Genomic DNA, 25,135 nt, shown 5'->3' on the forward strand with positions numbered 1-25,135 from the left:
TCCTAACAATCCATGATCAGATCAGCCAGGGTGCCGCCCGGCTTGACCATCGGGTAAACCATTTCCTCCGGATCAATGATAAATTCGATGATCGTAGGAGTTTTTGTATTCTTTTTAGCCTCTTCGAAAGCAGCCGCAATCTGATCCTTCTCAGTTACGCGGATACCCTTTGCCCCATAGCTCTCTGCGAGACGGATGAAATCCGGTGTGTATTCCGGATATTCCTGACCGTCTGTGCGGCGGGAGAGTGCACCGGCCTTCAGATTTGTCATGGCGTAACGTTTTCCGTAGAAAAGCTTCTGCCACTGGCGGACCATTCCGAGATATTCATTATTAAAGATACAGCAGATGATCGGAAGCTCCTCCAGAACTGCGGTAGCCAGCTCCTGAATGTTCATCTGCATGCCGCCGTCACCGGAAACGGAGATGACCGGTGTGTCTGGATTACCGATCTTGGCACCGATAGCACCTGGAAGGCCGTAACCCATGGTTCCAAGTCCGCCGGACATGATCAGCTGACGGTTCTCGGTGATGTCTGCATACTGGCTCACCAGCATCTGATGCTGACCTACATCGGTAACAAGAATGGCCTTGTCAAACTGGCGGTTGATCTCGCCGATGATATCCAGCGGTCCCATAATACCACGGTCTTTCATGGTAAGAGGATGCTCTTCCTTCCATTCCTGGATCTGCTTCAGCCATTTGCCGGTATTACAGTCCTGTACATATTCATTCATTTTTGTTATTGCCTCTTTTGCATCGGCAACGATGGGGATGTCTACATGGATATTTCTGGAAATGGAAGCGGTGTCAATATCGATGTGGACGATCTGTGCATGTGGGGCAAATTCATGGAGCTTGCCTGTGATACGGTCGTTAAAACGGGTTCCAATGGAAAACAGAAGATCGCATTCATTCACTGCCATATTTGCGGCATAAGCGCCGTGCATACCGAGATTTCCGATAAACAGAGGGTTCTTTGTGGAAATGGCGCCACGTCCCATGACGGTTGTGACAACCGGGATCTGAGTTTTCTCAACAACCTGGGTAAAAATCTCCTGCGCGCGGGAAATGATCACACCGCCGCCAGCAAGAAACAGAGGTTTTTTGGCCTTCTGCAGCATTTTGAGGGCACGCTTTAGCTGTCCGATATGCACGCTGGTGTTAGGCTTGTAGCCACGGATATTGACGGTCTTCGGATACTCAGCACTTCCCAGCTCGGCCATTACATCCTTTGGAAGGTCGATGAGAACCGGGCCTGGGCGTCCGGTGCGTGCGATATAGAAGGCTTCCTTGATGATACGTCCAAGATCCTCACGGTTGCGGACGGTAACACCGTATTTTGTGATGCTTCTGGTGATCCCGACAATATCAACCTCCTGGAACGCATCGTTTCCGATGAGGTGACGGGCAACCTGTCCGGTAAAGCATACAAGCGGAACGCTGTCATAGTTGGCAGTTGCAAGACCTGTAACAAGGTTGGTAGCTCCGGGACCGCTGGTAACGAGACATACGCCAACCTTTCCGGTAGTTCTGGCATAGGCATCTGCTTCGTGTACAAGGGCCTGCTCGTGACGTGGCAGGATGATGTCAATGCCGCTCTGTTTATATAATTCATCGCTGATATCGATGGTGCAGGCACCAGGATAGCCGAACAGAACATCAACGCCTTCTTCTTTTAAGGCTTTTACAAGCAATTTGTTTCCGGAAATCTGTTTCATGAATTGGTTCCCTCCTTTGATGATGTGAAAAGTTAAGCAGATAAGGGCTGCCGCGAGAAATTTTTCCAATAAAAAAGTCCCGGCATATCGGATAAAATATGCTCAGGACGGATGATTCCGCGGTACCACCTGTTTTCAGAGGTAAAACTCTGCTCTCTGCCAGTACAAAATTATACTGCCTCCCTGTAACGTGGGAATGACGATGAAGCCTACTGCATGAAGATCCATGGTTCAGTCCACTGCTCGAGGGCTACTTCCACAGTTCAGTCACGAAGATTCTCACCGGCCATCTTCTCTCTGTGCATCCGGAGACTGTGTACTACTCCCTGTCATTGCATTTAGTAAATATGGATAAAAATTTTCTATCATTATAATATAAAATATCGGAACTGTCAATCAAAAATCCTGATAGCTCAACGGGTGAGCCGGGGATTACGATAACAGTTCCGATATGGATGATATTACGTATTAAATATTTTTTCGGTACATCAGCTGTTTCTTGTTACGGAGCTGGAGTATGCTTACTCAGGATTCGGTATTATCCAGTGTTTCAGGATCTTTTTCCGGAAGGTAGACATGCACTTTCTCGATACGGTTTTTATCCAGCTTTTCTACGATCAGACGGATTCCGTCCTCTGTGATCACTTCGTCACCGGCAACAGGCAGACGATCCAGATGTTCGATGATAAATCCACCCAGGGAATCATAATCCTCGGAATCCAGTTCCGTATCCAGATGATCATTTACGTCATCCAGATGCATGGAACCTTCGATGATATATTCCCGGTCGGAAATCTTCTGGACAAGCTCGTCCTCCTTCTCATCGTATTCGTCATGAATCTCACCCACGATCTCCTCCAGGATATCCTCCAGTGTAATCAGTCCGGCCATATCACCGTATTCATCCAGTACAATGGCAATGTTGAAGGTGGAGTCCTTCATTTCCACAAGAAGATCGGAAATGCTTTTTGTTTCGTAAGTGAAATGCGGCTTTCGGAGGAAATGATCGATAACAAATTCCTCATTTTTGTCGTAAAGAAGAAGATCCTTCATGTTGATGATTCCTACAATGTTGTTCTGGCTGTCCTTATAAACCGGCAGACGTGTGAACTTATCCTCGCGGAAAATATCGATCAGCTCATCATAGGTGGATTCCACATCCGCAAAGGTAACATGTACTCTTGGAACCATGATATCCTTGGCTGTGGCATCTCCAAGATCAAACACATTGTAGATCATTTCTTTTTCGTCGGATTCAATGACACCGTCCTCATGGCTGACGTCCACGATAGTACGAAGCTCCTCCTCGGTCATGGCCTTGCTGGCTGCATCCGGATCCACACGCATCAGGCGCATCACACCTCTTGAAAAGAGATTGATGATAAAGATCACCGGTGTCATGATAGTCATAAGAAATTTAAAGACCGGTATATAGCGGAGGGTGATCTTTTCAGAGTTAATGGTTGCGTAGTTCTTGGGGGTGATCTCACCGAAGATCAGGATCAGAACCGTCAGGATCACCGTCACGATGCTGACCATATAGCCGCCAAAGCTGTATGCAAGTGTGGTTGCAAGGGAAGAAGCCGAAATGTTCACAATGTTGTTTCCGATGAGAATCGCACTGAGAAGCTTGGGCGTCTGGTTCTCCAGGATATCGAGAGCCATGGCTGCACGCTTGTTTCCCTCGTCTGCAAGAGAGCGGAGACGGATCTTGTTTACCGACATCAGCGCGGTTTCGTTAGATGAGAAAAAGGCTGACAATGCCAGCAGAATAAGTAATATGATTATCTGGTAAGTGTCGCTAGGGTCCACTTTCAATATTCACTCCTTTAAAAATAAGATTATTTGGTTAAAAATATACAGATACTCCCACATTATATACGTTTTACTGGATTTTGGCAAGAGCCGGACCGGTACAGCGCATATAGATATATGGAAAAAATACGAAAATAAGTCTGCTTCTTGACAAAAGAGTAAGTTCAGACTAACATATATGTATATTCATATATAAAGAAGAACGGTATAGGAATGGAAGGAGAGGTTTATGTTTCTGGAGATAAAAGGAATCAAAAAATCCTTCGGGGCAGGAGAGAGCCATGTAGATGTTCTGAAGGGAATCGATCTTGAGATTGAAAAGGGAGAATTTTGTGTGCTTCTGGGGCCGTCCGGTTCCGGGAAATCCACGCTGCTAAACATTATTGGCGGCATTGACGGAGCAGATGCAGGAAGCATTACCATTCAGGGAGAACAGCTGGAGGATATGAATGAAAAGAAGCTTTCCCTCTACCGCAGAAAACATCTGGGATATATTTTTCAGATGTATAATCTGATTCCCAATCTGACTGTGAGGGAGAATATTGAAGTTGGTGCTTATTTAAGTGACAGACCGCTGGATGTGGATGAACTGCTGGAGACACTGGGACTTTATGAACATCAGCGGAAGCTTCCGAACCAGCTTTCGGGAGGTCAGCAGCAGAGAACTGCTATTGGACGTGCCATTGTAAAAAATCCGGATATCCTGCTTTGTGATGAGCCTACCGGCGCTCTGGACTACAACACCTCCAAGGAAATCCTGAAGCTGATCGAAACAGTCAATCACAAATACGGAAATACTATAGTCATGGTTACTCATAACGATGCCATCAAGGATATGGCAGACCGTGTGGTAAAGCTTCGTGACGGGATGATCCGCAGAAACTATCAGAATGAGCAGAAGATTCCGGCTGCTGACCTGGAATGGTAAGGGGGCATTATGAAGAATCCTTTACGTAAACGTATCCCCAGGGAACTGAAGGGGGAATTTGGAAAATATCTGGTGGTTTTCCTGCTGATGGTATTGACCATCGGGTTTGTGTCCGGCTTTCTGGTAGCCGATGGAAGCATGCTGAAGGCTTATAATGAGAGCTTTGATAAATATAACATCGAAAACGGAAATTTTCGTACTGCGGAAAAGATTTACAGTTCTCAGTGGAAGGGTATTGAAGCTGCCGGTGTTAAGCTTTATGAGAACTACTATATAGAAGAAGATCTGGATAACGGAAGCACCATGCGTTTTTTTAAAAACCGTGAGAAGGTGAATAAGGTCTGCCTGATGAAGGGAGAAATGCCGTCAGGGCAGGGCGAGATCGCCATTGACCGTATGTATGCGGATAACAACAGTCTTAAGGTAGGAGATACCCTGATCAGAGGTGAAAAATCCTGGAAGATCACAGGTCTGGTGGCACTTTCGGATTACAGTGCCCTGTTTCAGAATAATAATGATTCCATGTTTGATTCTGTAAAGTTTGGTGTGGCGATCGTAGCTCCGGAGGAATTTGAAAACCTGGATCAGGAAAAGCTCCGGTACAATTATGCATGGATATATGATCATCAGCCAAAGAACGAAAAAGAGGAGAAGAAAGTTTCCGAAAATCTCATGGAAGACATTGGCAAAGTGGTAGCTCTGGAAACCTTTGTCCCACGTTATCTTAACCAGGCGATCATTTTCACCGGCGATGATATGGGCGGAGACAGGGCAATGGTCATCACGCTTCTTTATATTGTGATCGTGATCATGGCTTTTGTGTTTGGAATTACCATCAGCAATACGATCCGAAAGGAAGCCGGTGTTATCGGTACGTTACGTGCATCCGGTTATACCAGACGGGAGCTGGTCCTTCATTATATGACGCTTCCGGTTCTGGTCACGCTGGCTGGTGCCCTGATCGGAAATATTCTTGGATATACCGTATTTAAGGGTGTATGTGCAGACATGTATTACGGGAGCTATAGTCTGCCGACTTATGTGACCGTATGGAATGCAGATGCCTTTCTTCTTACAACCGTAGTTCCGGTCATCATTATGATACTGATCGATCATGCGGTGCTCAGGTACCGCCTGCAGCTTTCGCCTCTGAAGCTCCTGCGAAGGGATTTTTCTGGTAAAAAACAGAAACGTGCAGTGTATTTAAGCCCGAAGATAGGAATTTTTTCCAGGTTTCGCCTCCGGGTGATCTTTCAGAATGTCAGCAGTTATCTGGTGCTGTTTGTGGGAGTCATTTTTGCAAATCTGCTGCTGTTTTTCGGCATGCTCCTGCCGTCTACGTTGGATCATTATCAGATGGAGATCCAGGAGAATATGCTGGCGAAATACCAGTACATACTTTCGGTTCCGGCAAGTGCCTATTCTGGGAATAAAGAGGATGCCATGAATTCTCTTCTGGAATATTATACGGATATCAGAACGGACAATAAAGATGCGGAAAAATTTTCTGCGTATTCTTTGAATACCATGCCTGGTAAATATAAAAGTGAGGAGATCGCTTTTTACGGTGTGGAGCCTGACAGCCGGTATATCCAGGCGGATCTTTCGGGAGACGGTGTTTATATTTCCAGTGCCTATGCGGACAAATTCCGGATCAAGGAGGGCGACACCATAACTCTGAAGGAAAAATACGAGAAGGATGAGTATTCCTTTAAAGTAGATGGAATCTATGATTATGCGGCAAGCCTCTGTGTATTTATGGAAAGAGATAAACTGAATGAGGCGTTTGATCTTGGAGATGATTATTTTGGAGGATATTTCTCTGATACAGAGATCCGGGACATCCCTTCAAAATATATCGGCTCTGTCATTGATCTGGAAGCTCTTACAAAAATATCCAGGCAGCTGGATGTCTCCATGGGAGATATGATGGGAATGATGTATGGATTTTCCGTGATCATTTTCCTGGTGGTGATCTATCTGCTTTCCAAGGTCATCATCGAAAAAAATGCCCAGTCGATTTCCATGACCAAGATCCTGGGTTATACAAATGGTGAGATCAGCCGTTTGTATATACTTTCCACATCATTTGTGGTGGTGTTCTGCCTGCTGTTAAGCCTTCCGGTTGAACGGCAGATCATGGAAGTGCTGTTCCGCGAGATGATGCTTTCCAGTATTTCGGGATGGATCACCATGTGGGTGGATCCCATGATCTATGTGAAAATGACAGCGATCGGAATCACAGCCTATGCAGTGGTAGCAGTGCTGGAATTCCGGAGGATCCGTCATGTGCCCATGGATGAAGCGCTGAAAAATGTGGAATAATATGTGACATCTGTATATATATCTGGAAAAATAATTCAGGATATCCGGAAATTTTACAGAATATGCAACAGGATCAGGAGTATGTGTGGTTTAACTGAATGCGGATGTTTTTATCCGCTTGAACAGTTATCTGTGAATAACCACATATACTCCTTAAATATTCATAAATTTTCCGGAATACTGGAAATATTACTACAAACTTGTTATAATAATCCCATACTTCCCGTTGGAGGGAATAATTCAAACAGGAAATCAGGTGAGGAACATGGCAGGCAGAAAGAAGGATCCGCTGTATAAAAGCTTCGGATATGCGTTTCAGGGGATTTTTACCTGCATCCGCAAGGAAAGAAATATGAAGATCCACTGTATGGTGGCAGCGCTTGTGGTGATCGTAGGACTGATCCTTGGGATTTCCGTGACAGAGTGGTGCATCTGCCTGGGGCTGTTCGGAATGGTGATGGCGCTGGAGCTGGTGAATACGGCAGTGGAAGCTGTTGTGGATCTGGTCACAGAGGAACGTCACCCACTGGCAAAGATCGCCAAGGACACAGCGGCCGGAGCAGTACTGATCGCAGCGATCATGGCAGCGATCGTCGGACTGATCATTTTTGTTCCCAAGGGACTTGTTTTTCTGGGAATATGACAGGAACAGAAAACTTTTGTTTCAGGATAGGGTCTGGTGTCGGACTGTGATGTGATGGTCCGGCAGCTGCCGGTTTTAGGAAAGGAGAAAATATTATGGAATTAGGTGAAGGACTGAAGAAAATTTTACTGGTGGGTATTGGTACAGCAGCAGTGACAGCAGAGAAATCCAAAGAAATCCTGGATGAACTGGTAAAAAAGGGTGAGCTTACGGTTGAACAGGGTAAGGTTCTTAATCAGGAGCTGAAGCATAACATCAAATCAACGGTTAAGACAGCTGCTGATTCTGTAAAGGAATCTGCAGCCAGAAAGAATGATCAGGAAGAACTGAAGGCAACGATTTCCAGGCTGACACCGGAGCAGCTGGCTGCTGTGAAGGCGCAGATCGAGCGCATGCAGGCCGAGGCTGCTGAGGAGAAAGCCGAGACAGCAGAAGAACCGGCAGAGGAAGCTGTACAGGAAGCTTCTGCGGAAACAGAAAATGCAGAAGATACCGGGAGCGAAGAACAGGCAGCAGAGTAACCGACTGCGGATCGCAAATATCCGCTTGACTAAACGACAACGCAGACGAAGCAGTAAATGGAGAAGTTTATGGGCAGAGAAGAAAAGGAGAAAAAAGAGAAAGGCGGATATGGAGAACGGCTGAGAGAGATCACAGCCGTTTTGAAAAAGCATGCCATTACCCGTGGTGTTTCTCCTGAGAAGCTCCGGCTCATACTGGAAGATCTGGGCCCAACTTATATTAAGTTGGGTCAGATCATGTCTCTTCGTTCCGATATTCTGCCGAAACGCTACTGTGACGAGCTGATGAAGCTCTGCTCAGAGGTACCGCCGATGCCTTTTTCCCAGGTGATCGAGGTACTGGAAGAGTCCATGGGCTGTCCGTGGCAGGCAGAATTTCAGCATATTGAGCAGAAACCTCTGGGAGCAGCATCGATTGCCCAGGTGCATCGGGCCACGCTGAAAACAGGTGAAGAGGTTGTGATCAAGGTTCAGCGAAAAGGAATCTATGAGACCATGGCCAGGGATATCGGCCTGATGCATAAAGCAGTGCGCCTGATGCCGCCGGTGAGTATTAAGGGCATGGTGGATCTGAACATGGTTTTAAGTGAACTGTGGACTGTGACCCAGGAGGAGATGAATTTCCTGACGGAAGCTGCAAACATGGCAGAATTTGCAAAAAAGAACAAAGATGTGGCTTTTGTGAAAGTACCGATCCTCTACCGTGAGTATATTTCGCCGCATATTCTTGTGATGGAATATATTGACGGTTTTGCCGTCAATGACAAGGCTGCGCTTCTGGCCAATGGTTATGATCTTAATGAGGTCGGAACGAAATATGTGGATAATTTCATCAAACAGGTGATGGAGGATGGCTTTTTCCATGCGGATCCACATCCGGGAAACGTGCGGATCCAGGATGGAAAGATTGTCTGGATCGATATGGGAATGATGGGACGGCTTACAGAGCACGATCGTCAGCTGATCGCAGAAGCTATTGAGGGGGTTGCCATGAACAACATCGGCAAGATCCAGGATGCGGTCCTGGCTCTTGGGGAGTTTAAAGGCAAACCGGATTCCAGCAAGCTTTATGAGGATATCCGCGGACTTATGGAGAAATACGGTACTGCGGATATGGGGAACATTGATGTGGCTGAAGTGATGGTGGACCTGATGGAGGTCATGAAAGAAAATAAGATCATGATGCCTCACGGACTGACTATGCTTGCAAGGGGGCTGACTCATGTGGAGGGGGTTCTGGCTGAGATATGTCCGGACATCAATATGACACAGATTGCTGCGGCAAGGCTCAAGGAGCAGCTGTTCAGCAATGGGAACTGGAAGCGTGAGATCAAAAAAGAAGGAAAAAATCTTGCCTGGTCGCTGAAACGTGCAGTGGATATTCCTTCTCTGGCGGCGGATTTCCTTCAGGGCTGTATGAAAGGGCAGACGAAGATCAATCTGGATCTTCATGCCTCGGATGATCTGGCGTGGCTTTTGCGGCGGCTGGTGCGGAATATTGTGATGGGGCTGTGGGTGATGGCACTTCTGATCAGTTCCAGTATTATCTGTACTACGGATATGAAACCAAAGCTGTGGGGGATTCCGGCGTTGGGCGCCTTTGGTTATGTGTTTGCTTTTATTATTGTTTTGTATGTGTTTATCAAGCATTTCTTTTCAGGAAAAAAATAAAAGACGGAGATCATTTGCAGAGTCTGCGGGATGGTTTCCGTCTTTTTTTGCTGTTATGGAATTGTTTCGGTCTGCTGTTATAACTGCGATTAGGAGCCATCATCTTCCGACCGGCTGGTAAAGGACGGAGTGCGGGTGTCTGGTCAGGTGTAGATGGTTCCGCTGTAGGCTTTGCGGAATTCCTTTGGGGTGTAGCCGGTTCCCTGGCGGAAGTAGTTGCAGAAGGAGGGAGCGTCCCGGAAGCCGCAGGAGAGAGCTGCTTCTGTGATGGTGCAGGAGGAGGAGCAGAGAAGCTGGGCTGCCATCTGGAGGCGGTGTTTCAGGAGATATTGTTTTGGGGAGGTGTTTTCATGTTCCATGAAGATTCGGTAAAGATAGGAACGGTCGATTCCTACGTAGTGTGCCACGTCTGAGATCTGGATGGGGTAGGCATAGTTGTTTCTGATGTATTCGGAGGCTTTCTGAAAGTACAGGTTTGAGATGTCGGTCCTGCTTTCGGAGGGCTTTTTTTGCATGTCGGATAGTATCAGGAGGAGGTTTCCTGTGGAGGCAAGGTCGTTTCCGTTGTTTTCGGAAAAGGTGTCAAGGAGGCTTTGCATGTGGGTGAGGAGGCTGTTTTGCCGGGAGGGTGTTTCCGGGGTGAAGATTGGGGTGTCGGAAAATACGGTTTGTTTCAGGATTTCTTTGCAGGCGGAGCCGTCAAAGCCTGCCCAGGCATAGCTCCAGGGGTCGGAGGTGTCGGCGCGGTAGTAGATGGAGTCCATGGGGCGGATGAGAAAAGCATCACCTGCTTTCAGATGGTAGGTGTGGCCGCTGCACTGGTAGATGCCTTTGCCGTGGAAGATCACGTGGAGAAGGTAGTGTGGGCGCATGGCCGGGCCGAAGGAGTGGTTCGGGCCGCAGTCTTCCTGGCCGCAGAAGTAGACGGAGAGGGTGTGCTGTGGGTTGGGTTCTTTTTTCATTTGGTTGGGCCTCCTGTTTTTTGTTATGCAGCAAAAACTAAATGTAATTTTGGGTTACAAAATGGGGTGGATGTTGTATGAGATGATTATACAATATTGGGGTGGGGAGGGCAATGGAAAAGGGGGAAAGGGGACGCCCGTGAGGCGTGTGCTGTCTGTCACCGGGGCTTCGTCGGGGGCTGGCTTCTAAGGCGCCGGAATTCTGCTAAAACCGCTTCAAAAATTCTCGAACTCGCGTCTGAAGTCGCTCAGACAGCGAGAATTTTTGAAGCAACGCAGATTTCCGCCGCCTAAGAAGCAGCTCCCCTCCTGCAGAGTCCGGTGACAGACAGCACACGCCTCACGGGCTGGCTTTTCAGGGCGGAAGGGATAGAGTGGCGATGGTGGGAGGGATTACAGGTAAGGAGGGAGCAGATAGGAAAATGAGTAGACGGAGTGGGGATTTGGTTCAGAGTGGGAAGTGAGGTGGTTTCCCGGGAGTTGGATGGGTCATCAGCGCTGCGCTGGATGACTGGGACGAAAGTCTGAGTTTCCCTGTGGCCTGCCGGGGAAGAATGGGTCGAGGCGCTTCGCTGTCGACTTGGAGGTGAGTTGTTGTGGCGAGATATAGATACAGAGGAATGCATCAGAGCAGGGTTGAGATATAGATACAGTGAAATGTATTGATACAGTGAAATGTATTGGTGCAAGGTTGAGATATTGATACAGTGAAATGTATTGGTGCAAGGTTGAGATATAGATACAGAGGAATGTATCGGTGCAGGGTTGAGATATCAATACATTGACAATACATCGGCATAGCGCAGCATCATCAATACCGTAGAATACATCGCCGTGCCAATACACTAACACATTCCCACAGTGTACGACAATATAGCGTGCCCGGAAAGGGGGAGCGCGAGGGGGAAAAACGGGCTTCGCAACTCTGAGTGCTTTCCCCCTCGCAGATTTCCTCCGCTTTGAAAAGCGAAAATACTATATCTAAAAATACTATATCTAAATAAATAACAATTTTCCCAAGCTTTTCATCACAAAAGCGAAATATCCTCCTCCGGAGGAAGCAGCTTCTTAAAAAATCGATACAACAGCATCGAATTTATAAAAGCTACAAGTCCAAATCCAAAGAAAAACCAGCAGCATGCGTAAAGTGGCTGTAGCTTTGCATCGAGATATGTCATATACAATGGAAAGATCGTGATCACCGCAATGGCGATCGTTGTGGGGAAATGCATAAATGCCAGCAGAAATGCATTTCTGCAAAGTGCCCCCAGTGTATTGGCAAAGGTTGCGATTACCGGGAATATGTATAAAGTAAAAATTATCAGCAAAGTCAGAACCCCCACAGAAAGATAAAACAGCATATGTGCAGCGCTTCCTTCTGCATGGAGCAGAAAGCGGATATTCAGGATGATCATGGTTCCGGCAGCAAGGATCAGCAGCCATATGATCAGTGACTGTTTGAAGTTTTCCTTAAAAGCTCTGAAAAATGTTTTCGTTGTGCCGTTGTTATTCCCTTTTACTGTACGCATCATGCAGTGATAAAGGGCAGTTAGTGACGGCCCAATGGTGATCACGGGGATGCAGCAGAGAATAAAAAGAAGATTGGCGATCACGATGTCACCCAGCTTGTTGAGAAATACATGGACGACATTATCTTCATTTAAAAGATTCATAACGAAATACCTCCTTATATAGAAATGTAGAAATGAAAACAGACCATATGGGAAAAGTCCGATACAGCTAATCTTAGCATAGTTTTTGATTGTGTGTAAAGAGAGGGGACGCAGATAAGTATCAGCACGGTTTATGGGACTATATAAAAAAACATGGAATTTTGCGTGCACATGTGAAAATGATGGCACGCATGGAATTATGTTAGGAAAGGAAAATTGTGTTTTTTGGAAAATGACATTTATACATGTGCTGAGTTAGTAAAAACATACAAAAACAGACATGTAAAAATGTTGGTTTTGCTACAAGGAAATAAATGGGTGCCAAAATATGCTCATAAATAGTGAAAAATATGAAAATATATGTAAGAAATGAAAGAAAACATGTAAAAATGACGAATAATTAACAAAGCATGAATAAAAAATGGATAAAATGAATAAAAAGTAACATTTTTCCATATTGAAATGACAATAATCCATTTATCATTTTTCCATGTGCAATTATAATAATATCAACGGTCAGGGACGTGAAAAAATATAAAAACTGACCAAAAGAAAGAGGGAAAATAAGAAAGATTTAAAAGGAGGAAGAAGTTATGAATTTCAAAAGAGTAGCAGCATTATTGTTAGCAGGTGCCATGGTAATGACAGCAGTTCCGGTATATGCAAAAGGTGACGATGTTACACTTTCCGTATCCATCTGGGACACCAACCAGGAGCCGGGAATCAAAGAAATTCTCGCAGACTTCACAGAGAAGACAGGAATCAAGACAGAGATCTCCGTTGTTAAATGGGATGAGTACTGGACAATGCTCGAGGCCGGTGCACAGGGTGGTTCCCTTCCGGACGTATTCTGGATGCACTCCAACGAGAGTCAGAGATACATGTCCAACGATATGCTTCTTGATCTGACCGATAAGATCAAAGACAGCGATCTGATCGATCCGGAGAACTATCCGGAGGATATCTGGGGACTGTATACATACGATGATAAATATTATGCAGTACCGAAGGATATAGATACAATCGCTCTCTGGTACAACAAGACATTATTTGACGAGGCAGGACTTGATTATCCGACAGCTGACTGGACATGGGATGATGTTACAGAGGCAGCTAAGAAGCTTACTAAGGATGATGGTTCCCAGTACGGTCTCGGAATGAGAAATGATAACAACCAGGCCGGATACTACAACCTGATCTATGATAACGGCGGATACATCATCAGCGATGACAAGACAAAATCCGGCTGGGATGATGAGAAGACGATCGCAGCTATGCAGACACTGGAAGGATGGATCAAGGATGGCGTGATCCCGTCTCTTGAGACAATGTCCGAGAACAACGAGGACGTACTTTTCGAGGCTGGCAAGATCGCTATGACATGCCAGGGCTCCTGGATGCTTGCAGCATTTAAAGAGAACGAGTACACAGCAGCGAACTGTGATTGTGTAGAGCTTCCTAAAAACGCTGAGACAGGCAGAAGAGCTTCCTTATATAACGGACTTGGATGGGCAGCATCTGCTTCCGGTGAGCACACAGACGAAGCTTGGCAGCTGATCGAGTACCTCGGATCCAAAGAGGCTCAGGAGAAACAGGCTGAGCTTGGTGTTACAATGAGTGCATACAAAGATACATCTGATGCATGGGCTAAATCCGCAGACTTTAACCTTCAGGCTTATCTGAACATGATGGATGACATGGAGATCCGTCCATACTCCAAATCTACTGTAACATGGGAGAACGAGGATAACGAGATTCTTAAAGGTGTTTACACAGGCGACATCACAATGGAAGAGGCTTGCAAGCAGATGGCTGATCAGATGAACGAGAAGCTGGCTGAGGAGTAAGCATTAAGAAACACCGATAATTAAGTGCAGTAATGAGAGGGGCCGCCGCACTCAGGTGCAGCGGCCTCATACATAGAAGGAATAGAAGGAGTGATTCTTATGGCTAAAACTACCAAGTCACAGGCACGGACAAAGAGAGAGCGCAGTGAGTTCCTCTGGGGCTGGCTGTTTATTCTCCCAACAACCATCGGACTGATCGTATTGAACATCATTCCGATCTTCCAGACTATTTACCAGAGCTTTTTCAAAACAGGAGATTTTGGTAAAGGAAATATCTTTATCGGTTTACAGAACTATCAGAAGGTTTTTGCAGATAAAGAGATCTGGCAGGCACTGATCAACACATTCAAATATGCGATCGTGGAGGTTCCTTTTTCCATTGTCATCGCACTTGTTCTTGCAGTACTTCTTAACAGAAAGATGAAGGGCCGTTCTGTTTACAGAACCATCATCTTCCTTCCGATGGTAGCAGCTCCGGCAGCGGTAGCCATGGTATGGAGATGGCTGTTCAACTCTGATTATGGTCTTATCAATAACGTTTTCCATGTTCATGTAAACTGGGTTTCTGATCCGAAAATTGCAGTATTTTCCGTTGCGATCATCGGTGTATGGTCTATCATCGGTTACAATATGGTTCTTTTTCTGGCAGGACTTCAGGAAATTCCGAGAGATTATTATGAAGCGGCAGAGATTGACGGAGCTACAGGTGTGAATGCATTCTTCAGCATTACGATTCCGCTTCTGTCGCCAACTATTTTCTTTGTACTTGTTACCCGTGTAATTGGATCCCTGCAGGTATTCGACCTGATCTATATGGTTATTGACAAGTCAAACCCGGCACTTACCAAGACTCAGTCACTGGTTTATCTGTTCTATAAATATGCATTTATCAATAAGAACATGGGATACGGCGCTACGATCGTAGTAGTACTTCTTATTATCACCATGATCCTGACAGTATTCCAGATGATCGGTCAGAAGAAATGGGTATTCTACAACTAAAAAGGGGGATTAACCATGGATAGTATGGAAACAAAAAAGAAATTAACCACTATTTTAATACATGTCATACTGATCATTGTGTCCATAACGATGCTTGTGCCATTTATCTGGATGATCCTGACAGCTTTTAAAACTGTAACGGAAGCAACATCTGTAGATCCTTTCACCATTTTCCCGAAAATATGGAGAAAAGACGCATTTATTTCTGTTATCAATAACATGAACTTCCTGCTTCTGTACAAGAATACACTGCTTCTGATCTTCTTCCGAGTAGTGTGTGCGGTTCTTACAGCAACTATGGCAGGCTATGCATTTGGACGACTGAACTTCAAGGGCCGTGATCTCTGCTTCAGTCTTGTACTGTTCCAGATGATGGTTCCGGTACAGATCTTCATCATCCCGCAGTACCTGATGGTCAGCAAGATGGGTATGCTGAATACGATCTTTGCCCTTGTATTCCCGGGTATTGTCACTGCGTTCGGTACCTTCCTTCTGAGACAGGGATACATGGGACTGCCGAAGGATCTGGAGGAGGCTGCCAGACTTGATGGATGTAACATCGGTCAGACCTTCCTTTACATCATGGCACCACTTACAAGATCCAGTATGGTTGCACTTGGAATTTTCACAGCTGTATTCGCATTCAAAGATCTGATGTGGCCGATGATCGTTAATACAGATAAGGATATGCTGGTACTTTCTTCCGCACTTGCAAAGATGCAGGGCCAGTACGTATCCAAATTCCCGGAATTGATGGCTGCATCTCTGATCGCCTGCATTCCGATGATCGTGCTCTACATGATCTTCCAGAAACAGTTTATCGAAGGTATTGCTACCAGCGGTGGAAAACTGTAATCAGAAATATTACATAAGGTAATACAAGACCGCTGACAATGTATATAACTGAGGATTTGGTTATTGAGATTGTCAGCGGTATTTTTATCGAAGCAAATGCCAAAATGCACAGTTATTTGATGATTCTTAAGGAAAGAGGCGGATATTTTTATCCGCAGTAAACGAAAAAAGGAGAAAATTATGCCGATCAAATTTCACGAGGGATCAAAGACATTCCACATTTATAACAAACATTTAAGCTACATCACCTGTATCATGGAAAATGGCCAGATGGAGAATCTGTACTATGGAAAAGCTATCCGCGATAAAGAGGATTTCAGTTATCTTCACGAGGAGATCATGCGTTCCCTGATGGCTGTATGTGTTCCGGAACCGGGACTTCTTTCCATGCAGTATACCAAACAGGAGTATCCTGTTTACGGAACAGGCGATTACAGAAGTCCTGCCCTTACTGTTCGTCAGGAGAACGGAAGTGAGATCGTAGATTTCAAATATGTTTCCCACGAGATCTATGGCGGCAAAAAGAAACTTGCAGGTCTTCCTGCAACTTATACAGAGAGCGATGAGGAAGCAACATCTCTGGACATCACACTTCATGATCCTGTGATGGACACAGATCTTGTTCTTACCTATTCTGTATATGAAGATTATCCGGTGATCACAAGAAGTGCACGCCTTGTTCAGAAAGGGGATCAGAAGATCCGTCTTGAGAACGTGATGAGTGCAGCAGTGGAGTTCCCGGATATGGATTATGAGATGATCCATCTTTCCGGTGCGTGGGCACGTGAGCGCTATGTAAAAACACGTAAACTTGAGATGGGTATACAGGCTGTACAGAGTCTTGCAGGAACCGGCTCCAGCTCTGAGCAGAATCCGTTTATCGCGCTGAAGCGTCCTCATACAACAGAAGATACAGGCGAGGTTTTCGGCTTCAGCTTTGTGTACAGCGGAAACTTCCTTGCACAGGTCGAGGTTTCCACCTACGAGATGACACGAGTTATGATGGGAATCAATCCTCAGGGCTTTTCCTGGGAGCTTTCCAGAGATGAGGAATTCCAGACTCCGGAGGTTGTTATGGTATACAGCGATAAGGGCTTAAACGGAATGAGCCAGGCTTACCACAGACTGTACCGTGACCGCCTGATGCGCGGAAAATGGAGAAATCATGCACGTCCGATCCTTCTTAATAACTGGGAGGCAACCTATTTTGATTTTGATGAGGAAAAAATCCTCAATATTGCAAAAAAAGCCAAAGAGGTTGGGGTAGAGCTTTTCGTTCTGGATGACGGATGGTTCGGAACCAGAAACGATGATTACCAGGGCCTTGGCGACTGGTTCGTAAATAAGAATAAGCTTCCAAACGGAATTTCCGGACTTTCCCGTAAGATCGAGGAGATGGGCCTGAAATTCGGTCTCTGGGTAGAGCTTGAGATGGTAAACAAGAACAGCGACTGCTACAGAGCACATCCGGACTGGCTCATCGGAGCACCGGAGCGTTTTGAGTCCCACTCAAGACATCAGCATGTTCTTGATTTTTCCAGACCTGAGGTTGTGGATTTCATTTATGATTCCATCTCAAAAGTTATCGAGGAATCTTCCATTTCCTACATTAAATGGGATATGAACCGTTACATGTCCGAGCCTTTCAGCCGCGGCGCATCTGCAGCAGATCAGGGCAAGACCATGCATAAATATATCCTTGGTGTTTATGAACTGTATACAAGACTGACAGAGAGATTCCCTGACATCCTCTTTGAATCCTGCGCAAGCGGCGGAGCAAGATTTGATCCTGGAATGATGTATTTTGCACCGCAGACATGGACCAGTGATGATACCGATGCAGCAGAGAGAGAAAAGATTCAGTACGGTACCTCCTTTGTTTATCCGATCGTCAGCATGGGATCTCATGTATCAGCAGTACCGAATCATCAGTTGCACCGTACCACACCGCTTTCTACAAGAGCAAATGTGGCATATTTCGGAACCTTTGGCTATGAGCTGGATCTGAACCTTTTAAGTGCCAAAGAGATCGAAGAGGTAAAGGCACAGGTGGAATTCATGAAGGAACATCGTGACCTGATCCAGGTGGAGGGTGATTTCTACCGTATCTTAAGCCCGTTCGAAGGAAATGATACTGCATGGATGGTTGTTTCCAGAGACAAAAAACAGGCAGTTGCTGGATACTATGAAAGACTGAACAAGGTCAATGCTTCCTGGATGCGTCTGCGCTTCAAGGGTCTTGACGAGGACCAGCTTTACAAAGTAAAATGGGAAGATAAGTGCCTGAAAGCTTACGGAAATGAGCTGATGTATGCAGGAATCCCGGTTGATCGTGACTACTGCAATAAGACAAACGGTGATTTCCATTCTGTATTGTATACAATTGAAGCAGAGGGTTGATTTCTGTAAATGATAGAATAAAAACTGTCTGCAGAAAGACATCCGCCTGACCAGAAATATAACAGGCCGCCGGATATGGCGGCCTGTTATTGGGTAGCGAAGCAGCTCACAGGCGGAAACATAATATATGACATCAGGGAGGTGACAAGTTGCTTCATACAGTTGGTTTTACAAACTCAGACAGATATAAATGTCTGGAGAATTTAAAGAAAGGTGCGGTGGATCTCTGCCTTACCTATTGTGGGTGGGAAAACTGCGATCCGGGACATCGCTTTGGACCAAATAAAAGGATTTCCCATGTGCTTCATATCGTGGAATCCGGAACCGGGGTTTTTGAGATGGATGGACAGCAGTATCATCTGACCGGCGGGGAGGCATTTCTGATCCCATCCAGTGTGGAGGCCTGGTATGAGGCAGATATGGACAATCCCTGGACGTACCGCTGGGTAGGATTTGAGGGAATGACTGCAGAGGAAGTGATCCATGTAAGTGGTTTCAGCCGGGAAAATCCGGTCCGAAGGATCCACTGCATGGAAAATGCCGCGAAGTATATTGATGCAATGGTCCAGACCAACAAGCTTGTTTTTGAAAATGAGCTGAAACGGAATGGACTTCTGATGCTCCTTTTGTCTGATCTGATCGTAGATAACCGGGATGCATGTCTGAGAGAAGGCAAGCTTCTTCCGTCCCACAGATATCCCAATTCCGTTTATGTGGAGCATGCAGTAGATTACATTGCAGCCAACTTTGACAAGCGGCTTAAGATCAATGAGCTGGCAGACCGCATCGGAGTCAACCGCAGCTATCTTACCAGCACCTTTAAGAAAAGCCTCGGATGTTCCCCGCAGGAATACCTGATGAATCTCCGCATTGAGAAAGCCAAATCACTTCTGAAAAAAGGAGATATCCAGGTCAACGAGGTGGCTGCAAGAGTGGGATATGGAGACCCTTTAGCTTTTTCTAAAGTTTTTAAAGCAAGAACAGGAAGGAGTCCAAGAGAATATAAAGAAGAAAAAAGAAGCCTTGTGGTGAAAGGGAAGAAAGGGGATTATACAGAATCTGAGCCCTGATCCTGTGATATATTTCACGAAGAAAAAAGAACTCTCTGTCTGGCCGGAATATATAAAATTCTGGTATCGGGCAGAGCGTTTTTTATGTCATAAGAAATGTTATAGAAAATTACTTCCAGGTATCTCATGCAACAAAACAACAATTATTAACATCAAAGTACATATTTTAAACAAGTTTCCGGTAGTATGATAAGATCACAAAGAAAACGAAGCGGGACTGCACCGCAAAAATAGCAGAAAATCAGGAATTTCAAAGAAAAATACAAGAATTCCGGATAAGAGACCCAACAAAGGAAACAGGAGGAAACGAACATGATCAAAATTACATTCATGGGAGCAGGAAGCACGGTTTTCGCAAGAAATGTACTTGGCGATTGTATGTGCACACCGGCACTTCGCGAGAGCGAGATCGCACTTTATGATATTGACGAGAAGAGACTGGAGGATTCCAGAATTATCTTAAGTGCCATCAACCACAACGTAAACGAGGACCGCGCAGTGATCAAAACTTATCTCGGTGCCGAGAACCGTAAAGATGCACTTCGAGATGCAGATTTCGTAGTCAACGCCATTCAGGTAGGCGGCTATGAGCCATGCACAGTTACAGACTTTGAGATCCCGAAGAAATACGGCATTAAACAGACTATCGCAGATACCTTGGGAATCGGCGGAATCATGCGTGCACTTCGTACCATTCCGGTCCTGGAAGAGTTTGCCCGGGATATGGAAGAAGTCTGCCCGAACACTCTGTTCCTGAACTACTCCAACCCTATGGCAATGCTTACCGGCTATATGCAGCGTTTTACAAAGATCCGTACCGTAGGCCTCTGTCACAGCGTTCAGGTCTGCTCCCAGAAGCTTCTTGAGGGAATGGGAATGGAAGACAAGATTGAGGGACGTACAGAGCTGATCGCAGGTATCAACCACATGGCATGGCTCCTTGAGATCCACGACAAAGACGGAAATGATCTGTATCCGGAGATCCGCAGAATTGCCGAGGAGAAGAATACCTCCGGTGAGAAGCATGAGGACATGGTGCGTTATGAGTATATCCGTCATCTTGGATACTATTGTACAGAGTCCAGTGAGCACAATGCAGAGTATAATCCGTTCTTCATTAAATCCAAATATCCGGAGATGATCGAGGAGTTCAATATTCCGCTTGACGAATATCCGAGAAGATGTATCAAACAGATCGAGGGCTGGGAAAAAGAGCGCGAGGATATCCTCAAGGATGGTAAGATTGGTCATGAGAGAAGTAAAGAGTATGCTTCCTACATCATGGAGGCTGTTGTTACAAACACACCGTACAAGATCGGTGGAAATGTTCTTAACAACGGTTACATCGATAACCTTCCGTCAGATGCCTGCGTAGAGGTTCCATGCTATATCGACGGAACCGGTGTACATCCGGTAAAAGTGGGCAAGCTTCCTACACAGCTGGCAGCTATGAATTTATCCAATGTCAGCCCGCAGCTCCTTGCTATTGAGGCAGCAGTGACCAAAGACCGCCAGAAAATCTATCAGGCAGCCATGATGGACCCGCACACAGGTGCAGAGCTGAACATCAAAGACATCCAGGCAATGTGTGATGAGCTGATCGAGGCACATGGGGATTATATGAAGATGTACCGCTAAGGCAGGAAATGATCGGAAGGCAGCAAAAACTTTGAAATAAATATGCAAGGCGGCATATAAAGGCCGGAACACCAGAATGGGGAGGGTGTTCCGGCCTTTCTTTATATGGAACTTTTGATAAATAATAAAAACAACAGATCGCTGTCCAGGTCATGGAAGAACTGGAACGTCAGGGCAAAAAGATCCCGGAAGATGTTGCGGTAACCGGCTATGATAATTCACTATATGCAAGACAGGGACAGGGCATTACCACTATCACCTATCCCCAGGAAAACTGGGAGATCAATGCTTATCCGGTTAATGAGATCGCAGAATATGTTCAGGATGTAAGCCAAGGAGATATTGATGTTCTGGTAGAAGAATATTATAATAAATACGATATGATTCTGGATGGACGTGACCCTGAGGAATTTAAGGAGCATGTAGCAGTCCAGGCAGGGATCGAGATCGGTTTTGAGCGCTTCCTCGAGGAGAAAAAATATCAGGCTATCGTAACACACTTTGGTGATCTGGGCTCCCTGGAACAGCTTCCGGGACTTGCGATCCAGCGACTGATGGAAAAAGGCTATGGCTTCGGTGGCGAGGGTGACTGGAAAACAGCAGCTATGGGTATTGAAGCGGTTTATATTGATGGCGATACAACGATCCGGAATCTGCAGAATGAGCTGAGATGGAACAGCATGTATTTCAGCAAATAATATGGGAGGTTTTTTACAATGGGAGTAAATGAGGCAAAAACAGCAATTCTTGAGAATCGCACGGCTCTTGGTATTGAGTTTGGTTCCACAAGGATCAAGGCAGTTCTGGTGGACGATAAGAACCAGCCCATCGCATCCGGAGCCTATGAATGGGAGAATCAGTATGTGGATGGTATCTGGACATACAGCCTGGAGGAGATCTGGAAAGGTCTCCAGGGCAGTTACCAGGATATGGCAGAAGATGTTCAGAAAAAATATGGAGTGGAGCTTACAAGCGTAGGTGCGTTTGGTGTCAGTGCCATGATGCATGGCTATATGCCGTTTAATAAAGAGGGAGAGCTGATGGTTCCGTTCCGTACCTGGAGAAACAACATCACAGGAGAAGCCTCTGAGAAGCTGGCAGAGCTTTTCCATTACAATATCCCTCAGAGATGGAGCATCGCACACCTGTATCAGGCGATCCTTAACGGTGAGGAGCATGTAAAAGATATCGATTATATCACCACTCTGGAAGCCTATGTGCATTGGAAACTCACCGGAAAAAGAGTTCTTGGTATCGGTGATGCGGCAGGTATGTTCCCAATCGACAGTGAAACGAAGGACTATAACGAGGAGATGGTTCAGAAGTTCGATGAACTGGTTGCACCTTATGGTTTCCCATGGAAGCTTCGCGATATTATGCCGAAAGCTCTGGTGGCAGGTCAGGATGCAGGAGTTCTTACTGAGGAAGGCGCAAAGCTTCTGGATGTAAGTGGAAAGCTGAAAGCTGGAATCCCGATGTGTCCGCCTGAGGGAGACGCAGGAACCGGTATGGTTGCCACAAACAGTGTCCGCCGGCGTACCGGAAATGTTTCCGCAGGAACTTCCGTATTTGCCATGATCGTCTTGGAGAAGGCACTTTCCAAACCGTATAAAGAAATCGACATGGTTACCACTCCGGCAGGAGACCCGGTTGCCATGGCACATTCCAACAACTGTACTTCGGATCTGAACGCATGGGTAAATGTGTTTAAGGAATTTGCAGAAGCTATGGGCATGGAAGTAGATATGAACAAACTGTTCGGAACTCTTTATAACAAAGCCATGGAAGGCGACCCGGACTGTGGCGGACTTCTTTCCTACTGCTATTTCTCCGGCGAGCATATGACCGGCTTTGAAGAGGGACGTCCACTGTTTGTACGTTCTCCGGAGAGCAAATTTACACTGGCAAACTTTATGCGAAATAATCTTTACACCTGCCTCGGCGCCATGCGTGTAGGTCTGGATATCCTTCTGAATCAGGAGCATGTAAAAATTGATAAGCTTCTGGGCCACGGCGGCCTCTTTAAGACAAAGGGGGTCGGCCAGCAGATTCTTGCAGATGCGGTAGATGCACCGGTATCTGTAATGTCCACAGCAGGAGAAGGCGGAGCCTGGGGAATCGCACTTCTGGCTTCCTATCTGATTAACAGGAGAGAAGGCGAAGACCTTGCAGATTTCCTGGATGAAGATGTCTTCAAAGGAAACGAAGGCAGCACACTGGCGCCGGAAGCAGAAGGCGTGAAAGGATTCAACGCATTTATGGACCGGTATATGAAAGGTCTTGGCATTGAGAGAGCAGCAGTGGAATCCGAAATTTGGTAAAATGCAGGATGTACGGAAATGAGAATACCTGTTTTCGGATACGAGGAAAAACAGATGGAAATCTGTCGGATTTCTGCTCTGAGTCCAGAGAGGAAAATGAATGAACGAGAGTAACCACGAAAAGAAATCAACATCCGGCCAGATGGTTCATGTCGTGATCGATCGTCCGATGAATACCTACCATCCGGAACACAAAGATCTTTTTTACCCGGTAAATTACGGCTATATTGAAGGAATCATCGCTCCGGACGGAGAGGAACAGGACGTCTATGTTTTGTGTATCGATCACCCGGTAAAAGAATTTACAGGAAAAGTGATTGCCATCATCCATCGTCTCAATGATGTGGAAGACAAATGGGTGGCAGTGCCGGAAGATATGACTATGACAGCACAGGAGATCATGGAACAGGTTCAGTTTCAGGAGCAGTATTTTGAGACAGAGATAGAGATGCTGGAATAACAAAAATATAAAACAGGAGCAGACATGGTACGCCATGTGACTGCTCCTGTTTTTGTACAGGATCCATATATTATATATTTCTGTTATCTGCGATGCAGATAAACTGGATGACAGAGGATGCAAGGGAGCACCGGACTGGATTCTGTGAAAACAGGAATCTATGAAGATTTGTGGATTGATTTTTCTGCTATGAAAATGAATGGATCTTATTGAAAATATTTCTTCATAATGTTATCATTGGACACGAAAAACACAGAAAAAATAAGAAAACAAAAAATTAAACGGTTGTATATGTGTCTGTAATATGACCAGAGACAGCCGGTCAGAGTGTCAGAGAGCAGAATGGTGGGTGGTTGAATGTTTGATGACCAGGGCTATACAGGAGGAGAACAGAATGAAATTAACCATGCTTGGAACAGGTAACGCACTGGTAACAGAGTGCTACAATACATGTTTTGTGCTCAGCGATGAGTACGGCCATTTTCTGGTTGACGGAGGCGGCGGAAATACGGTGCTTTCCCAGCTGAAGAAGGCTGGCGTTGATCTGATGGATGTTCATGAGATCTTTGTTACACATAAGCACGTAGACCATATCATGGGGATCGTGTGGGTGATCCGCATCATTTGCCAGAACATGAAAAAAGGCACTTATCAGGGCGAGGCAAACATCTATGCTCATGATGAAGTGATCGGACTTCTCAAAGACATGGCATTTAAGCTTCTGAATAAGAAGGAGACACAGTACATCGGTGACAGACTTCATCTGATCGAGGTAAAAGACGGCGAGGAAAAAACAATTCTTAATAAGAAAGTGACCTTCTTTGATATCGGTTCCACCAAAGCGAAACAGTTCGGTTTCCAGATGATCTATGACGGTGGTAAGGTACTTACCTGCTGCGGAGACGAGCCATACAATGAATGTGAAGAGAAATACGCAAAAGGCAGCGACTGGATGTTCCACGAAGCATTCTGCTTGTATGGACAGCGTGATATCTTCAATCCCTATGAGAAGCATCACTCCACAGTTAAGGATGCCAGTGAGCTGGCTGAGAACCTTGGAGTTAAGAATCTTGTCCTGTATCACACAGAGGATAAGAACATTAAAAAACGTAAAGAGCTTTACGGAGCAGAAGGCAGAGAGTATTATCACGGAAAGTTGTTTGTTCCGGATGATCTTGATGTGATCGAAATGTAATAACTGTAAAAAGAAAGACTGGAAGTATGGCATATGCTGTATTTCCGGTCTTATTATATTTGGAAACAGAGAGGATACTAATAAATTT

General features: G+C 45.7%; 18 protein-coding genes, 2 pseudogenes and 1 other annotated feature. Of the genes and pseudogenes, 16 read left to right on the forward strand and 4 right to left on the reverse strand.

Annotated features, from left to right (window positions below; translation table 11 throughout):
- Nucleotides 1-2: 2 nt before the first annotated feature.
- Together ilvB and BN3261_RS16220 are read right to left on the reverse strand one after the other, a co-directional pair.
- Entirely contained in the window at nt 3-1,721 is a 1,719-nt protein-coding gene (gene ilvB / locus BN3261_RS16215) for a biosynthetic-type acetolactate synthase large subunit (protein ID WP_015526064.1), read from the reverse strand.
- Nucleotides 1,722-1,821: 100 nt separating this feature from the next.
- Nucleotides 1,822-2,063: a binding site (T-box leader), on the reverse strand.
- A gap of 183 nt (nt 2,064-2,246) precedes the next feature.
- Complete coding sequence (locus BN3261_RS16220; RefSeq protein ID WP_021652503.1) at nt 2,247-3,533, reverse strand: HlyC/CorC family transporter; 1,287 nt, start codon at nt 3,531-3,533, stop codon at nt 2,247-2,249.
- Nucleotides 3,534-3,765: 232 nt separating this feature from the next.
- On the opposite strand from BN3261_RS16220, the gene BN3261_RS16225 reads away from it, so the two are divergent.
- The 5 genes from BN3261_RS16225 (at nt 3,766) to BN3261_RS16245 (ending at nt 9,624) form a co-directional block, all read left to right on the forward strand.
- Nucleotides 3,766-4,464: an ABC transporter ATP-binding protein gene (locus BN3261_RS16225; RefSeq protein ID WP_015526062.1), complete on the forward strand. Its 699-nt coding sequence runs from the start codon at nt 3,766-3,768 to the stop codon at nt 4,462-4,464.
- 9 nt (nt 4,465-4,473) lie between these two features.
- Entirely contained in the window at nt 4,474-6,789 is a 2,316-nt protein-coding gene (locus BN3261_RS16230; RefSeq protein ID WP_059086764.1) for an ABC transporter permease, read from the forward strand.
- A 265-nt stretch (nt 6,790-7,054) separates the two neighbouring features.
- Nucleotides 7,055-7,432, forward strand: a complete 378-nt coding sequence (locus BN3261_RS16235) for a diacylglycerol kinase family protein (protein WP_059086765.1) — start codon at nt 7,055-7,057, stop codon at nt 7,430-7,432.
- A 95-nt stretch (nt 7,433-7,527) separates the two neighbouring features.
- Nucleotides 7,528-7,953 carry a hypothetical protein gene (locus BN3261_RS16240; RefSeq protein ID WP_180211336.1) on the forward strand — a complete coding sequence of 142 codons (426 nt, stop codon included), beginning with the start codon at nt 7,528-7,530 and terminating at the stop codon, nt 7,951-7,953.
- Between the two features lie 69 nt (nt 7,954-8,022).
- Nucleotides 8,023-9,624, forward strand: a complete 1,602-nt coding sequence (locus tag BN3261_RS16245; protein WP_059086767.1) for an ABC1 kinase family protein — start codon at nt 8,023-8,025, stop codon at nt 9,622-9,624.
- Between the two features lie 143 nt (nt 9,625-9,767).
- Here the strand turns inward: BN3261_RS16245 and BN3261_RS17530 are convergent, their stop codons facing one another.
- A complete protein-coding gene (locus tag BN3261_RS17530; protein WP_110925841.1) occupies nt 9,768-10,586 on the reverse strand; it encodes an AraC family transcriptional regulator in 819 nt (272 codons plus the stop codon).
- 1,028 nt (nt 10,587-11,614) lie between these two features.
- Complete coding sequence (locus BN3261_RS16260) at nt 11,615-12,259, reverse strand: YesL family protein (RefSeq protein ID WP_059086770.1); 645 nt, start codon at nt 12,257-12,259, stop codon at nt 11,615-11,617.
- Between the two features lie 593 nt (nt 12,260-12,852).
- Between BN3261_RS16260 and BN3261_RS16265 the strand changes: the two genes are divergently transcribed.
- The 11 genes and pseudogenes from BN3261_RS16265 (at nt 12,853) to BN3261_RS16310 (ending at nt 25,047) form a co-directional block, all read left to right on the forward strand.
- Nucleotides 12,853-14,106, forward strand: a complete 1,254-nt coding sequence (locus BN3261_RS16265; RefSeq protein WP_059086771.1) for an ABC transporter substrate-binding protein — start codon at nt 12,853-12,855, stop codon at nt 14,104-14,106.
- 99 nt (nt 14,107-14,205) lie between these two features.
- Nucleotides 14,206-15,108, forward strand: a complete 903-nt coding sequence (locus BN3261_RS16270) for a carbohydrate ABC transporter permease (RefSeq protein WP_015526053.1) — start codon at nt 14,206-14,208, stop codon at nt 15,106-15,108.
- Nucleotides 15,109-15,123: 15 nt separating this feature from the next.
- Entirely contained in the window at nt 15,124-15,963 is an 840-nt protein-coding gene (locus tag BN3261_RS16275) for a carbohydrate ABC transporter permease (protein ID WP_015526052.1), read from the forward strand.
- Nucleotides 15,964-16,143: 180 nt separating this feature from the next.
- Entirely contained in the window at nt 16,144-18,363 is a 2,220-nt protein-coding gene (locus tag BN3261_RS16280; RefSeq protein ID WP_059086772.1) for an alpha-galactosidase, read from the forward strand.
- A gap of 149 nt (nt 18,364-18,512) precedes the next feature.
- The gene (locus tag BN3261_RS16285) at nt 18,513-19,433 is read left to right on the forward strand and encodes an AraC family transcriptional regulator (protein ID WP_110925843.1); all 921 of its coding nucleotides are present in this window, start codon (nt 18,513-18,515) and stop codon (nt 19,431-19,433) included.
- 312 nt (nt 19,434-19,745) lie between these two features.
- On the forward strand, nt 19,746-21,071 hold the full coding sequence (locus BN3261_RS16290) for an alpha-glucosidase/alpha-galactosidase (RefSeq protein ID WP_021650439.1): 1,326 nt from the start codon (nt 19,746-19,748) through the stop codon (nt 21,069-21,071).
- Nucleotides 21,072-21,208: 137 nt separating this feature from the next.
- A pseudogene (locus tag BN3261_RS18340) lies at nt 21,209-21,331 on the forward strand (substrate-binding domain-containing protein); the annotation flags it as partial.
- A 15-nt stretch (nt 21,332-21,346) separates the two neighbouring features.
- Nucleotides 21,347-21,679 (forward strand): annotated as a pseudogene (locus tag BN3261_RS17840) (L-arabinose isomerase family protein); the annotation flags it as partial.
- Between the two features lie 108 nt (nt 21,680-21,787).
- Nucleotides 21,788-23,392 (forward strand): xylulokinase, encoded by a 1,605-nt coding sequence (locus BN3261_RS16300; RefSeq protein ID WP_059086774.1) that lies wholly within the window; start codon nt 21,788-21,790, stop codon nt 23,390-23,392.
- Between the two features lie 100 nt (nt 23,393-23,492).
- Complete coding sequence (locus tag BN3261_RS16305) at nt 23,493-23,852, forward strand: inorganic diphosphatase (protein ID WP_235812406.1); 360 nt, start codon at nt 23,493-23,495, stop codon at nt 23,850-23,852.
- Between the two features lie 394 nt (nt 23,853-24,246).
- Nucleotides 24,247-25,047 carry an MBL fold metallo-hydrolase gene (locus BN3261_RS16310; protein WP_059086775.1) on the forward strand — a complete coding sequence of 267 codons (801 nt, stop codon included), beginning with the start codon at nt 24,247-24,249 and terminating at the stop codon, nt 25,045-25,047.
- The last annotated feature ends 88 nt before the right edge of the window (nt 25,048-25,135 follow it).

Origin of the sequence: Blautia massiliensis (ex Durand et al. 2017), assembly GCF_001487165.1 — a bacterium.
In the GTDB taxonomy this organism is placed as follows: domain Bacteria; phylum Bacillota; class Clostridia; order Lachnospirales; family Lachnospiraceae; genus Blautia_A; species Blautia_A fusiformis.

Bases quoted from the DNA above. Each gene is read 5' to 3' on its own strand.
- BN3261_RS16300 (WP_059086774.1), top strand. From the start codon at position 21,788: ATGGGAGTAAATGAGGCAAAAACAGCAATTCTTGAGAATCGCACGGCT.
- BN3261_RS16270 (WP_015526053.1), top strand. From the start codon at position 14,206: ATGGCTAAAACTACCAAGTCACAGGCACGGACAAAGAGAGAGCGCAGT.
- BN3261_RS16275 (WP_015526052.1), top strand. From the start codon at position 15,124: ATGGATAGTATGGAAACAAAAAAGAAATTAACCACTATTTTAATACAT.
- BN3261_RS16290 (WP_021650439.1), top strand. From the start codon at position 19,746: ATGATCAAAATTACATTCATGGGAGCAGGAAGCACGGTTTTCGCAAGA.
- BN3261_RS16225 (WP_015526062.1), top strand. From the start codon at position 3,766: ATGTTTCTGGAGATAAAAGGAATCAAAAAATCCTTCGGGGCAGGAGAG.
- BN3261_RS16260 (WP_059086770.1), bottom strand. From the start codon at position 12,259: ATGAATCTTTTAAATGAAGATAATGTCGTCCATGTATTTCTCAACAAG.
- BN3261_RS16265 (WP_059086771.1), top strand. From the start codon at position 12,853: ATGAATTTCAAAAGAGTAGCAGCATTATTGTTAGCAGGTGCCATGGTA.
- BN3261_RS17530 (WP_110925841.1), bottom strand. From the start codon at position 10,586: ATGAAAAAAGAACCCAACCCACAGCACACCCTCTCCGTCTACTTCTGC.
- BN3261_RS16280 (WP_059086772.1), top strand. From the start codon at position 16,144: ATGCCGATCAAATTTCACGAGGGATCAAAGACATTCCACATTTATAAC.
- BN3261_RS16235 (WP_059086765.1), top strand. From the start codon at position 7,055: ATGGCAGGCAGAAAGAAGGATCCGCTGTATAAAAGCTTCGGATATGCG.
- BN3261_RS16305 (WP_235812406.1), top strand. From the start codon at position 23,493: ATGAACGAGAGTAACCACGAAAAGAAATCAACATCCGGCCAGATGGTT.
- BN3261_RS16245 (WP_059086767.1), top strand. From the start codon at position 8,023: ATGGGCAGAGAAGAAAAGGAGAAAAAAGAGAAAGGCGGATATGGAGAA.
- BN3261_RS16240 (WP_180211336.1), top strand. From the start codon at position 7,528: ATGGAATTAGGTGAAGGACTGAAGAAAATTTTACTGGTGGGTATTGGT.
- BN3261_RS16230 (WP_059086764.1), top strand. From the start codon at position 4,474: ATGAAGAATCCTTTACGTAAACGTATCCCCAGGGAACTGAAGGGGGAA.
- ilvB (WP_015526064.1), bottom strand. From the start codon at position 1,721: ATGAAACAGATTTCCGGAAACAAATTGCTTGTAAAAGCCTTAAAAGAA.
- BN3261_RS16310 (WP_059086775.1), top strand. From the start codon at position 24,247: ATGAAATTAACCATGCTTGGAACAGGTAACGCACTGGTAACAGAGTGC.